Source organism: Archangium sp. Cb G35, from assembly GCF_001896145.1.
GTDB lineage: Bacteria > Myxococcota > Myxococcia > Myxococcales > Myxococcaceae > Archangium > Archangium violaceum.
In genome coordinates this window covers 276,505-289,708 of the sequence record NZ_MPOI01000013.1, presented here as the reverse complement: position 1 = coordinate 289,708, position 13,204 = coordinate 276,505, and the positions used below count along the sequence as shown (strand labels likewise).

At 71.0% G+C, this 13,204-nt stretch carries 10 protein-coding genes; all 10 read left to right on the top strand.

What is annotated here, in order from left to right:
* Nucleotides 1–5: 5 nt before the first annotated feature.
* The 10 genes from BO221_RS35910 to BO221_RS35865 all read left to right on the top strand — a co-directional run bounded on the left by BO221_RS35910 (nucleotide 6) and on the right by BO221_RS35865 (nucleotide 13,171).
* Nucleotides 6–1,349 carry a sigma-54 dependent transcriptional regulator gene (locus tag BO221_RS35910; RefSeq protein ID WP_073565365.1) on the top strand — a complete coding sequence of 448 codons (1,344 nt, stop codon included), beginning with the start codon at nucleotides 6–8 and terminating at the stop codon, nucleotides 1,347–1,349.
* A 215-nt stretch (nucleotides 1,350–1,564) separates the two neighbouring features.
* Nucleotides 1,565–3,103, top strand: a complete 1,539-nt coding sequence (locus BO221_RS35905; protein ID WP_073565364.1) for a SulP family inorganic anion transporter — start codon at nucleotides 1,565–1,567, stop codon at nucleotides 3,101–3,103.
* Nucleotides 3,103–3,807: a carbonic anhydrase gene (locus BO221_RS35900; RefSeq protein WP_073565363.1), complete on the top strand. Its 705-nt coding sequence runs from the start codon at nucleotides 3,103–3,105 to the stop codon at nucleotides 3,805–3,807. Before BO221_RS35905 ends, BO221_RS35900 begins: the two co-directional genes overlap by 1 nt.
* A gap of 48 nt (nucleotides 3,808–3,855) precedes the next feature.
* Nucleotides 3,856–4,491 (top strand): pentapeptide repeat-containing protein, encoded by a 636-nt coding sequence (locus tag BO221_RS35895; RefSeq protein ID WP_073565531.1) that lies wholly within the window; start codon nucleotides 3,856–3,858, stop codon nucleotides 4,489–4,491.
* Nucleotides 4,492–4,502: 11 nt separating this feature from the next.
* Nucleotides 4,503–5,177 carry a YdeI family protein gene (locus BO221_RS35890; RefSeq protein ID WP_083681869.1) on the top strand — a complete coding sequence of 225 codons (675 nt, stop codon included), beginning with the start codon at nucleotides 4,503–4,505 and terminating at the stop codon, nucleotides 5,175–5,177.
* 157 nt (nucleotides 5,178–5,334) lie between these two features.
* Nucleotides 5,335–5,841: a DUF1993 family protein gene (locus tag BO221_RS35885; protein ID WP_073565362.1), complete on the top strand. Its 507-nt coding sequence runs from the start codon at nucleotides 5,335–5,337 to the stop codon at nucleotides 5,839–5,841.
* A gap of 423 nt (nucleotides 5,842–6,264) precedes the next feature.
* Nucleotides 6,265–9,978: an FG-GAP-like repeat-containing protein gene (locus tag BO221_RS35880; RefSeq protein ID WP_158079971.1), complete on the top strand. Its 3,714-nt coding sequence runs from the start codon at nucleotides 6,265–6,267 to the stop codon at nucleotides 9,976–9,978.
* A 99-nt stretch (nucleotides 9,979–10,077) separates the two neighbouring features.
* Nucleotides 10,078–10,719: an RNA polymerase sigma factor gene (locus tag BO221_RS35875; protein WP_083681865.1), complete on the top strand. Its 642-nt coding sequence runs from the start codon at nucleotides 10,078–10,080 to the stop codon at nucleotides 10,717–10,719.
* Nucleotides 10,716–11,474 (top strand): hypothetical protein, encoded by a 759-nt coding sequence (locus BO221_RS35870; RefSeq protein ID WP_073565359.1) that lies wholly within the window; start codon nucleotides 10,716–10,718, stop codon nucleotides 11,472–11,474. The genes BO221_RS35875 and BO221_RS35870 overlap by 4 nt, the downstream gene beginning before the upstream one ends.
* Nucleotides 11,471–13,171 (top strand): caspase family protein, encoded by a 1,701-nt coding sequence (locus BO221_RS35865; protein WP_073565358.1) that lies wholly within the window; start codon nucleotides 11,471–11,473, stop codon nucleotides 13,169–13,171. The genes BO221_RS35870 and BO221_RS35865 overlap by 4 nt, the downstream gene beginning before the upstream one ends.
* The last annotated feature ends 33 nt before the right edge of the window (nucleotides 13,172–13,204 follow it).

The following is a 13,204-nucleotide window of genomic DNA, read 5'->3' as shown; positions in this document are numbered from 1 at the left end:
GCCCTATGAGTACCTCCCTGCTCCTGGTGGATGACGACCGCAGCTTCTCCTCGCTGGCCGCCTCCGTGCTCACCCAGGAGGGCTTCCGCGTCCGCATCGCGCGCTCGCTGCACGAGACACGCGCCGCCCTCGCCCGCGAGGCGCCCGACCTCGTCATCCTCGACCGCCGGCTGCCGGATGGGGACGGGCTCGCCTTCCTGCCGGAGCTGCGCACCCTCGTCCCCGGCGCCGTGGTGCTCATGGCGACAGCGCACGGAGACATCGCCAGCGCGGTGGAGGCCATCAAGGCCGGGGCGCGCGACTACCTCTCCAAGCCCGTGGAGCTGGATGACCTGGTGCTGCGCGCGCGCCGCGCCGCCGAGGACATGCGGTTGCAGGAGCGCCTGCGCCGGGCCGAGAGCGCGCTGGGAGGCCGGCACCGGATGCTGGTGCCGCGCTCGCCCGCCATGCGCCACACGCTGCAGATGCTCGAGCGCATCGCCACCTCGCCCCGCAGCCCCGTGCTGCTGCTGGGGGAGACGGGCGTGGGCAAGGAGGTGCTCGCCCGCCACCTGCACGCGCTGCGCGAGGAGCAGGGGCCCTTCGTCCACGTCAACTGCGCCGCGCTGCCGGACACCATGGTGGAGAGCGAGCTGTTCGGCCACGAGCGCGGCGCCTTCACCGACGCGCGCACCGCCCGGCGCGGCCTGGTGGAGGTGGCCAACGGCGGCCTGCTCTTCCTCGACGAGGTGGGCGAGCTGCCGCTGCCCCTGCAGGCCAAGCTGCTCACCTTCCTGGACAAGGGCGCCTTCCGGCGGCTGGGCGGCAGCACCGAGCTGAGCAGCACCGCGCGCGTGGTGGCCGCCACCAACCGCGACCTCAACCAGGAGGTGGCCGATGGCCGTTTCCGCGAGGACCTCTACTTCCGCCTGAGCGTCTTCAAGGTGGACATCCCCCCGCTGCGCGAGCGCCGCGAGGACGTGCTGCCCCTGGCCGAGTCGCTGGTGGCCGAGCTGTGCGCCGAGTTGGGCCGCCGCCCGGTGGGCTTCTCCGCCGCCGCGCACGAGCGGCTCGAGCGCTACCCCTTCCCCGGCAACGTGCGCGAGCTGCGCAACGTGCTCGAGCGCGCCCTGGTGCTCGAGCCCGGCCCCAACCTGGAGCTGGAGGCACTCGCTCCCCGCCCTGGAGGCCCCACGCAGCTGTCGGACCCACATGCCTTCGTCGTGGCCGGCCCCCCGCCTCCCCTGGAGGAGGTCGAGCGTCAATACGTCCGCCATGTCCTCGAGCGCATGGAAGGCCGCCGCATGGATGCCGCCCGCGCGCTCGGCATCTCCTATCCCACCTTCCTGCGGAAGCTCGGCGAGGAGTAGTCCGAGGTGGGCAGTTCAAGATTCTTGTTCAAGGTTCTTTCATCGCCCCCGGCCCCACTTCAAATTTCTTGAAGTCCCCCGGGGTTCCCCTCGCGTTCCCTCCGAGGGAAGTCCCTTCCACACCCGTGGCACGGTCCTTGCCCTGTCTGGGCGGACACGCGCCGTGCTCCTCCGAGGAGCACGACGCCTTCTTTCTGGTGTGGAGGCTGAGAGACATGAAGTCCAACGAGCAGAAGGCCGGTGACTCCGGCTCTCTCCGGTCGGTGCTGGCCAGTGACGTGCCCGCCTCCCTGGTGGTCTTCCTGGTGGCCCTGCCGCTGTGCATGGGAATCGCCCTGGCCTCGGGCGCCCCCATCATGTCCGGGCTCATCGCCGGAGTGGTGGGCGGCCTGGTGGTGGGTCTCTTCGGTGGCGTGCCGCTGCTGGTGAGCGGCCCGGCGGCCGGCCTGGCGGTGATGGTGTTCGGCTTCATCCAGGAGCTGGGCTTCGCGGCCACGTGCGCCGCGGTGGCCGCCGCGGGCATCATCCAGATGGTGCTCGGCGGCGTGAAGGTGGCGCGCGCCGCGCTGGGCATCTCCCCGGCCGTCATCCACGGCATGCTCGCGGGCATCGGCATCCTGATCGTGCTGGGCCAGCTGCACATCGTGCTGGGTGGCGCTCCCCAGTCCAACGCCTGGGCCAACCTGCGCGAGCTGCCCGGGCAGATCGCCGACCTGCACGGCCCCGCCACCATCCTGGGCCTGGTCACCATCGGCATCCTGGTGCTGTGGCAGCTGATGCCCAACAACCCGCTCAAGAAGGTGCCCGGCCCGCTGGTCGCGGTGGTGGCCGGCTCGGTGGCCGCGGCGGTGTGGGGCACGGACGTGAAGCGGGTGGAGCTGGCTGGCAGCCTCTTCGAGAGCATCCAGCTGCCCACGCTGCCCACCAACTGGGGCGCCTTCGCGGCGGCGGTGTTCTCCCTGGCCCTGGTGGCCAGCGCCGAGTCGCTGCTGAGCGCGGTGGCCACGGACAAGCTGCACACCGGCCCGCGCGCCAACCTGGACAAGGAGCTGTTCGCCCAGGGCATGGCCAACACCCTGTCCGGTCTGATGGGCGGCCTGCCCATCACCGGCGTCATCGTGCGCAGCGCCGCCAACATCGCCGCGGGCGCCAAGACGCGCATGTCCGCCATCCTGCACGGCGTGTGGATGCTGCTCTTCGTCTCCCTGCTGGGCGCGCACCTCGGGCTGGTGCCCCTCACCGTGCTGGCCGGCCTGCTCGTCCACGTGGGCGCCAAGCTGGTCAACATGCACCACATCCAGGAGCTGCGCCGGCGCGGCGAGCTGTCCGTGTACGTGGTGACGGTGGCCGGCGTGGTGGGCATCAACCTGCTGGCCGGTATCGGCCTGGGCTTCGCGGTGGCGGTGGCGCGGCTGCTGTGGCGGCTGGGCCGCGTGCAGGTGCAGGTGAAGAAGGAGGGTGAGGTGCACCAGGTGCGCGTGAGCGGCGCCCTCACCTTCGTGGGCGTGCCCCAGCTGTCCGCCGCGCTCGCCGCGGTGCCCAACGGCTCCCAGGTGGAGCTGGACCTCGCGGTCGATACGCTGGACCACTCCGGCTACGAGGCCCTCGAGAGCTGGTGTCAGAACCATCGCAAGACGGGCGGCAAGGTGTGGATGGAGCCGCTCGAGGACGTGTGGACCCGCAAGGGCTCCACCCCCGCCAACAAGTCCCCTGTTTCCGTTTCCTCGACTCTCTCCTCGGAAGGTGCTGCCTAATGAAGAAGCTCGTTCAGGGTCTCCTCGACTTCCAGCGTCACAGCCTCCCCGCCTACCGCTCCACCTTCGCGCGGCTGGCCAATGGACAGACTCCCGACTGTCTGTTCATCGCCTGCTCCGACAGCCGGGTGGTGCCCAACCTCTTCGCGTCCACCAACCCGGGTGACCTCTTCGTCATGCGGAACGTGGGCAACATGGTGCCTCCCTCGGACTCCACGGGCCTGTCCCTGAGCGACCGCTCCGAGGCCGCGGCCCTGGAGTTCTCCCTGCTCACCCTGCCGGTGAAGGACATCGTGGTGTGCGGCCACTCCAGCTGCGGCGCCATGAAGGCCATCCTCTCGGGGTACAACGACCAGAAGACGCCCAACCTCAGCAGCTGGCTGGACGTGGGCCGCCCCGCCCTGGCCGCCTACGAGCGCGGTGGCAAGGTCGGCGAGGGGCTCGCCCCGTATGACCGGCTCAGCCAGTACAGCGTGCTGCAGCAGCTCGAGCACCTGAAGACCTACCCCCTGGTGCGCGAGCGTCTGGCGGCCGGCACGCTGCGGCTGCACGGCTGGTGGTTCGACATCGGCCAGGCGCGGGTGCACGCCTACCGCCCGGACCTCGAGCGCTTCACCCCCATCGACGAGCTCGAGGGGGAGCGGATGCTCCGGGAGCTGGAGGCGTCGAACGGCGCCGCCGAGACGTCCCACTCGGCCGCCTGAGCGCATCCAGCGCTTGGAAAAACCGCCGCCCTTCCTAGGATGGGCGGCATGGATGCACAAAGACTCGCCCGGGAGGACTTCTTCGAGAACGAGACGTTCACCGACCTGGACCTCCAGCGCGGTGACCTCGGCCAGAAGGAGTTCTACCGGTGCACCTTCCAGCGGTGCCAGTTGCAGGAGAGCCGCTGGAAGGAGAGCAAGCTCGAATCCTGCGTCTTCAGCGATTGTGACCTCAGCCGCGCCCAGCTCCCGTCCACGGGACTGAGGGGCGTGCGCTTCGAGGGCTCGAAGCTGATGGGCATCGACTGGACGCCGGTATCGTCCAACCCCGAGGTCGAGTTCGACAACTGCGTCCTGCGCTACACGTCCTTCGTGGGCCTCAGCTTGCGCAAGACGTCCTTCCTGCGCTGCTCGGCCCTGGAGGCGAACTTCTTCGACCTCGACCTGACGGAAGCGGACTTCTCCGGGACGGACCTCACGGGCAGCAACTTCCGGGGCTGCAACCTCACCAAGGCGGACTTCTCCACCGCCGTGGGCGCGTTCCTGGACCCCGCCCAGAACCGCCTCAAGGGCACCCACGTCCCCGTCGAGACCGCCGTGCTCCTGGCCCAGTCGCTCGGCATGCGCGTCACGGGGTTCAACGGTGACGCGGGCGAACGCACCAGCCGCAAGAAGTCCCGATAGCGAGCCCAGCCATGAGCCCGATGAAGAAGGCCGCGCCGAAGAAGGCCGCTGCGAAGAAGGCCGCGAAGACGCCGGCACCGAAGACGAAGACGCCGGCCACGAAGGCGGCCCCCGCGGAGGAACCGCCGATCATCCCCTTCGCGAAACCACGCGACTGGGCGGACTGGCTCGCCAGGAACCATGCGTCCTCGCGCGGCCTGTGGGTGAAGCTCGCCAAGAAGGACTCCGGCATCGAGTCCATCACCTACGCGCAGGCGCTCGAGGTGGCGCTCGCGTGGGGGTGGATCGACGGACTGAAGCGCAGCTTCGACGACACCGCGTGGATCCAGAAGTTCACCCCGCGCGGCCCCAGGAGCATCTGGTCGAAAATCAATCGCGACAAGGCACTGGCACTCATCGAGTCGGGAGAGATGAAGCCACCCGGGCTCGAACAGGTCGAGCGCGCGAAGCAGGACGGACGCTGGGAAGCGGCCTATGACTCGCAGAGCCGCGCGACCGTGCCCGAGGACCTGACGGCCGCCCTCGCCGCCAACCCCCGCGCGGCCGCGTTCTTCGCCACGCTCAACTCGGCCAACCGCTACGCCGTGCTGTTCCGCATCCACACCGCGAAGAAGGCCGAGACCCGCGCCAGGCGCATCGCCCAGTTCGTCGAGATGCTCGCCCGGAACGAGAAGCTGCATCCCTGAGCGGCACGGACCGCGGGTGCGCGGCTGGGACCGAACGGGACAATTTGCCCCAGGGCCACCAGGAACAACGCCATCCGGCGCGTCTCCTTCTGTTGACAGGCACCGGTCCGGCTCACATACCAGGGCGGCATTTTCCTTCCCCTGCCGGAGCCAACCCATGTCCCTGTCCATGTATCAGGCCTCCATCCCCGTCTTCATCCGCATGTTGGGCAACCTGTCGGCCATCCTCGAGAAGGCCGCCGCCTACGCCGCCGCGAAGAAGATCGAGCCGTCCGTGCTCATCAACTCCCGGCTGGCCCCCGACATGCGCCCGCTGTCCTTCCAGATCCAGATCGCCAGCGACATGGCCAAGGGCTGTGCCGCGCGGCTGGCGGGAATCGATCCTCCGAGCATGGCCGACACGGAGAGCACCTTCCCCGAGCTGCAGGAGCGCATCAAGAAGACGATCGACTTCCTGCAGACCGTGAGCGCGGCGCAGGTGGACGGCAGCGAGGAGCGCGAGGTCATCCTCAAGATGCGCGGCACCGAGATGCAGTTCAAGGGGCAGCCCTACCTGCTCGGCTTCGTGCTGCCCAACTTCTACTTCCACGTCACCACCGCCTACGCCATCCTGCGCCACAACGGGCTGGACATCGGCAAGGCGGACTTCCTCGGCGTGCGCTGAGGCACGGAGGACCTCAGGCTCCGGGCGTGTCTTCCAGCGCCACGGAGCCTCCGGGAAGCGGCCCCTCCACACGGTGCAACTCCAGCTCCCCGCGCCGCGCTCGCGTTCAGCGCCTCCCCCCTCGATGGAACGGTTCACGGGAGGTAATCCCGCGTCCCGAACAAAGTCCGTTCAGGGGTGAGTGAGTCCGCCTTCCGGGCGCGCTCTTCATGAACTTGTCCAACAGTTGGACAAGTCTGGCGAGACCGCGCCCGGAGGGTCCCTCCTGCTTTCGAGCTGAGGACAGACCCCTGAACGGACCTGCTTCGGCTGGCTCAGGCCGCCATGGGACAAAAATAAATACCCCACAACCAGACTCGCGGGCTCGCTCCGTATCCAGGGCAACCGATGCCGTCCTTTCGATTCGCCCCGAGGGGGGGAGCCGTGTCCCGTCGTGCGTCCCATCGACTGATTCCGTTGTTCCTCGCCCTGCTGGTGGGCACGGGCGGTTGTGAGGGCCTGGAGCCCATCACCACCGAGCCCCCCACCCCAGAGCCCACTGCGCCCTCGGCCCCCGGGCCGGTGGAGGCGCTCGCCGAGCCGGGCGCGGTGACGCTCTCGTGGAGCCCTCCAGAGAATGACGGAGGCAGTGCCCTCACCGGCTACCGGGTGCACGGCGAGCCGCAAGAGGCCACCCTGGCCATCAAGCTGGACGGCGCCACCGCCCGCGTCACCGGCCTGCGCGCGGGCGCCTCCTACCGCTTCTCCGTCACCGCGGTGAACAAGGCGGGTGAAGGACCAGCCAGTCTCTCGGAATCCATCACCCTGCCCGACGTCCCCGGGGCTCCGCCCCAGCCGTCCGTGGTGCGCGGCGATGGCCTGGTGCGGGTGAGCTGGACGGAGCCCGGCTCCGATGGGCGCTCGCCCATCATCGGCTACCTCGTCACGACTCATCCCAAGGGCACGCACGTGACGATGGATTCCAGCGCGCGCTCCGCCGTGGTGGGGGGGCTGAGCAATGGCGAGCCTTACACCTTCACCGTGCGCGCCCTCAACGCCGTGGGCCTGGGCCCCGACTCACTGGCTTCGGAATCCGTGGTGCCAGCCACCGTGCCCTCGGCCCCCGCCAGCGTCGAGGCCACCGCCGGCATCCGCCAGGCCACCGTCACCTGGAGCGCCCCCGCGAGCACCGGCGGCCTGTCCGTGCAGGGCTACGTGGTGACGGCCACGCCGGGCGGGGCTTCTCGCGAGGTGGACGCCGGCTCCCGCGGCGTCACCCTCGGCGGGCTGGAGAACGGCACCGCGTACACCTTCTCCGTTTCGGCGCGCAACGAGGTGGGCACGGGCCCGGGACTTCTCTCCGCCTCCGTGCGCACCCCCGGCGTGCCCTCGCAGCCCGTCTCGGTGGGCGTCACGGCGGGCCCCCGCATGGCCACGGTGACGTGGGAGGCTCCGGCCGATGACGGCGGCAGTCCCCTCACCGGCTACGTGGTGGAGACCCTTCCCTCCGGCGCCCGCGTGACTCTGGACGCCTCGGCGCGCACGGCCACCTTCACCAACCTGAGCAGCACCCGGGCGCACACCTTCACCGTGTCCGCCACCAACACCACCGGCAACGGCCCCGCCACTCCTCCGGCCTCCGTGCTTCCCCGTCCCGCTCCCGCCGAGGTGACGGACCTCCAACTCGACACCTCGGACGAGGGCTGCCTCACCGTCTCCTACGCCCTGCGCCAGCCGGATGGCGTGCGTGCCCATGTCTCCGTGGAGATCGACTCCACCGGCAGCGGCACCTTCGCTCCCGCCACCCAGGCCAGCGCCCTCGCCGAGGACGGCTCGTTCACGCATGAAGGCACACGCGCCCGCTCCTCCTCTCCGGAGGGCCTCCCCCACCTCTTCCGCTGGAACCGGAGCCTCGACGTTCCCGGCGCCGCCACCGTCCGTGTGCGCCTGAGCGCCCGCGTCCCCGGCACCACACCCGGCTCGGCGATGATCGAGCGCACCCTGCCCGCCCCCGCCCGCCGCTGCGAGCTCCGCCTGCCCACCAGCACCGTCCAGTCCCTGACCGCCACGCCCTCCAAGAGCGTGAGCGGAGACCTCGACGGGGATGGCAGGCTGGACCTGGTGGCCGTCCCCGACTCCGGCGAGACCGTCTCCGTCATGCTGGGGCTCGGCAACGGAAGCTTCCAGTCTCCCTTCGAGCTGAAGCTCCGCGGCAGCCCCAAGCGCCTGATCACCGGGGACATGGATCGCGATGGCCTGGACGAGCTGCTCTGGATGGACACGTCCGGGTACCTGTGGGTCATGCGACGGTTCGGCGAGCCCGTCTCCTACCCCCTCGGGTCCGCCAGTTTGAGCGACACCTCGACCCGGCCGATCGCCATCGCCGACTTCGACGGAAACGGCAGCCCCGACGTGGCCACCCTGGGCGGGTCCAGCTCCTCCTTCCCCTTGCTGGGCATCCTCGCCAACGCGGGGGACGGCACGCTGGGCAGCTTCACCCCCAAGGCGTACGTGCCGAGGGATGCCATCCTCGAAGTGGCCGACCTCGACGAGGATGGCCGGATGGATCTGCTGGCCATCGGGCGGAACTGGTTTGGAAGCTCCGCCCTGCTGTCCAAGGGGGATGGGACCTTCCGCCAACAGGCCATCCGTCTTCCCGCTCCCCCCACCACCTCCGTGGCCCACGCCCTCGCGGTGGGAGATCTCGACGGCGACGGCAACACGGACCTGGCGCTCGCCTGGAAGGACGACTCCGCCGGCCGCGTCCAGGTCCACGTGCTCCGCGGAGATGACAAGGGAAGCTTCTCCGCGGCGGAGCTCGTGGCCTCGCTCACGGACATCAGCCTCGCCACGTCGCCGCTGGCCCTGGCGGTGGTGGACATGGACCACGACGGCCTGAAGGACCTGGCCGTGGGGCTGTACGACATGGAGTCCATGCACAACCTCGCCGTGCTGAAGAGCCGGGGCGCGGAGGGCTTCGCGCCCTCGACGAGGCTGCCCTCGGGACGCGGCTCCATCTCCGCCACGACGGCTGACTTCGACGGGGATGGCAGGGAGGACCTGGCAACGGTCCAGTCCTCCAGCCGGGACCTGCGCGTCTGGCGCAGCAACCCCGAGGCCCTGTCGCTGCCCGAGGGTCCCACCGGCGCCATCTCCCAGGGAGACTTCAACGGGGATGGGAAGATGGACCTCATCAGCGTCCCGGCGCCGGAGACCGTCCAGGTGCACCTCGCCGGTGGCCCGGACGGCCTGAGTGCCCTGCCGCCCATGCCGGCGGGAAGCTGGGTGCACCGGCTGGTGGTGGGCCACGTGGACGAGGACGCGTCCCTGGATGTGGTGGTGCTGAGCGGCGAGAGCGCCAACAAGACCATCGGGCTCCTGCTGGGCAATGGCGACGGCTCCTTCCGCCTCACCTCCCCCGTCTCCGTGGGAGGGCAGACCCGCCACGCGGTCCTCGGCGATGTGAACGGGGATGGACGGATGGACCTCGTCTGTCAGGTGAGCCGCTCCATCGAGCCCGGCTTCTCCTCGGAAGAGGTGCGCGTGCTGCTCGGCCAGGGCTCGGGAACCTTCGGCCCCGCCACGCTCGTGACCACGAGCCCCAGTCCGGGCGCCCTCGCGTTGGGAGACCTCAACAAGGACGGCGTCCTGGACCTGGCCGTGGCACAGACTTCCTCCGGGGGCGGGGTGCTGACGCTCAAGGGACAGGGGGATGGCACCTTCCTGCCCCCCGTCCTCACCACGGACAACGCGGGCCAGCGTGGCGGCCACATCGCCCTGGCGGACATGAGCGGGGACGGCGTCCCGGACATCGTGCGCAGCAGCGATGGCAACGTCTACGTGCTGACCACGTACACCGCCACGACCTGGGGACGCTGGGAGGGCTGGAGCTACCCCGCGGGCGGCGACTGCTCCTCCTTCTCCGTGCTGGACTTCGATGGGGACGGGCGAAAGGACGTGGTGTGCGCCAACCCGGGCTCGGACTCGGTGTCGCTGCTGAGGGGCAAGCCCTACGGTCAGCTCGCCGGGCCCCAACTCTTCGGGGTGCGCCCCGGCGTCATCGGGCTCGGGGTGCTCGACGTGAACGCGGATGGACGCCCGGACATCGTCCTGGGGGCCGCCTCGGATTCACGGAGCACCCTGCTGCTCCAGCGCTGACCCGGGCCCTCCTCCAGAGGGCGGGGCGATTTTTCTTCACACCGGACGACCAGACTGGCGGGCTCGCTCCGTATCGAAGGAAAAGGGAGTGGGAGACACGTGCTGCCAGGAGACGACCGGAGCGTGCTGCAGGCCTTCCGGGAGGGGGATCGCGCCACCCTCACGCGCGTGTATCGCACCTACTCGCCCCAGGTGGCCCGCTACCTCGCCCGGCGCTTCTCCGTCCGCTCCGGCTCGAGCGTCCACAGTGTCTCCCTCGGCGCCCTGGACCTCGACGCGGCGCATCAGGAGACCTTCGTCCGCGCCTTCCGGCCCGCCATGCGCCAGGCCTATGACGGGATACGGCCCTACCTCGGCTTCCTCCTGACGCTCGCGCGCTCCACCGCCGTGGACCTCCTGCGCGCCTCGGGCCGCATCGCCCGCGAGGCCGTGCCCCTGGATGACGCGCCCGAGCTGGCCCACGCCCCCACCGAGGAGCACGGCCCCGAGGAGCAGGCACTGCGGGCCGAGGTGCGCACCCTCGTGCGTCAGTTCCTCGATGGGCTGCCCGAGGAGGCCCGGGCCCTCGCCCAATTGCGCTTCATGGAGGGCCTCTCCCAGGAGGCCGCCGCCGCGCGCCTCCAGCTCACCCGCGGAGAAGTCCGCGTCCGGGAGCGTCACCTGCGCACGCAGTTCACCGAGCACCTGTTGGCCCGGGGTTGGTTGGACGTCCCCCTGGGTGGAATGGAGAAACTCCCATGAGCTGGTTCGACCCCCACGTGGACGGTCTGCTGGCGCGGTGGGCCGAGGGCACCCTGTCCCCGCGCCAATCCGCCCGCCTGCTCCGCCATGCCCACGCCTGCGAGCGGTGTGGCGCGTCCTACGAGCGGCTCGTCCGGGCCTCGCGGCTGCTGGAGCACGCCGACCCGTACGTCCCCACCGGCACCGAGCTCGCGGCCCTGGCGGACACCGGGCTCGCGGCGGCCCTCGCGGCGGCGGAGCCGGAGGCCTCGCGCATCCGCTGGCCCTCGCTCTCCCTCGCCGGAGGCGCGCTCGCCGCCGTGAGCCTCGCGGTGCTGGTGGTGCTCGTCCAGCCCCAGGAGGAGACCGGCTCGTTGCAGGCCCGGGGAGGCTCGGGCCGTCCCGCCCGTGCCGCGCTGCGCGTGTTCTGCGCCGCGAAACAACAGCCCCTGCGCGAGCTGGAGCCCTCCCAGGCGTGTCCTCCGGGCGCGCAGCTGGCCTTCGCCGTGGGTGCGGATGCACCGCTCTCCCATGTCGCGGTGGGCCTGCACACCCGGAGCCTCCAGTCCATCGAGGGCCCCTTCTCCGTCACCGGCCGCCCCGGCGCCGAGCATCCCCTGGAGACGACCCTCCCCCTCCAGGTGCCCGCCGGTGAGGTGGAAGTCCTCGCCGCCTTCGCGGACTCGCCCCGGGAGGCGCTCGCGGCCCTGCGCGGCGAGACGCACCAGGGGGCCGTGGTCCTCCGGCTGCCCCTTCGGGTAGAGGAGACGCCATGAGACTCCGCCTCTCCGGCGTGGTGCTCGCGACCACCCTGCTGCTCGCCACCCTCGCCTCGGCCGCCCCTCCCGTTCGCCGGGCGCTCGTCATCGCCCACAACACCAGCGATGACCCGTCCCTCCCCGCCCTCCGCTACGCGGACGATGATGGCGTGCTGTGGACGGAGACGCTGCGGCGGCTCGGCGTGGAAACCACCCTCCTGGTGGACGCGGACGAGGAGACACTCCGGACGGACGCCGCGGTGCTGAGTGGGACAAGGCCTCCCACCCTCGAGGAAGTGTCCCGGGCCGTGGCCGCGCTGCGCGAGGACGTCCAGGCGGACCACGCCCAGGGGCGGCAGACGGACGTGCTGCTCATCTACGTGGGCCACGGCAACACGGATGCGCTCGGACGCGCCTACTTCACCCTGCTCGGCAGCCGGTTGGACCGTTCCGCCTTCTACACGCGGCTGGTGGATCCGCTCGGGGCGGACTTCGTCCACGTGGTGGTGGATGCATGCCGGGCCTCGGGCGTGGTGGGCAGCCGGGGCAAGCCGGACGTGGCGGTGCTCGCGGAGCTGCGCGGGGTGCTGGAGCGCGAGCAACTGGCCACGCGGCCCCACGTGGGCGCCACCTTCGCCGAGAGCGACAGCGGCGAGACGCACGAATGGTCCCGCCTGCGCGCCGGCGTCTTCAGCCACGTGGTGCGCTCGGGCCTCATGGGAGGCGCGGACGTCAACGGCGACGGCGCCGTGGAGTACAGCGAGCTGGCCGCCTTCGTCACCGCCTCGCTGCAGGAGGTGAAGGCCGTCCCCATCCGCCTCTCCGTGCACGCCTACGCCCCGTCCCGCGAGCCGCGCCGCCCGCTGGTGGACTCCGCGCCTCGCGGGCCCAGCCTCCTGCTCCCGGCCGGGCTCGAGCACGCGCGCATCTCCGTGGAGGACGAGGGGGGCCGGCGGCTGGCGGACGTGCGCCGCGCGGACCACCAGACGGTGTCCCTGCGCCTGCCCGTCCGCGACTCCTACTGGGTCCGCACCCCCACCGCCGAGGCCCGCATCACGCTCGCCCAGCTCGGCAACGGGCTGCCCCGGCTCAACCCCCGCGAGCTGCGCGAGCGCGGCCCCGCCGAGGACGCCCTGCGCCGCGGCCTCTTCGCCATCCCCTTCGACCGGAGCTTCTACGAGCAATACGTGGCCACCTCCTCCTTCGTCCCGGTGGACTTCTCGCCGGACGCCAGAGCGCCGCTCGTGGTGCATGCCGAGCCGCGGCCCGTGCTCGCCTGGGAGGCGGGACTCGTCACCCAGCGAGCCCCGCTCGGACTCTCCCCCTTCGTCACCGGGCCGGGCGTGGCGCTGCGCTACGGGGGAGCGCCGTACACGCTCGGACTGCGCGCCACGTACGTCTTCTCGCCCCTGACGCGGGACGACGTGTCCCTCCATCGGCTGTCCGTGCAGGGGCTGCTGGGACTTCAGGCCTCCGGGCCCGTCGCTCCCTTCATCGAGGCCTCGGGCGGCTGGAGCCTGGTGCGGGTGAGCTACCCCGGTGCCACGCAGGGAGACCCCACCGTCTTCTCCGCCCAGCTGTCCGGCGGCATGGTCGTCCAGCAGGAGCGTCTGCGGGTGCGCGTGGCCGGCTTCCTCGGCGTGGACGTCCTCACCGCGGACGGCCGGGAGCGGGGAGACCCCATCGCGGGCGTCGAAGTGGCGCTCGGGTATTGAAAAAAGCAGGGGCGAACGACCAGGCGCGCGGCC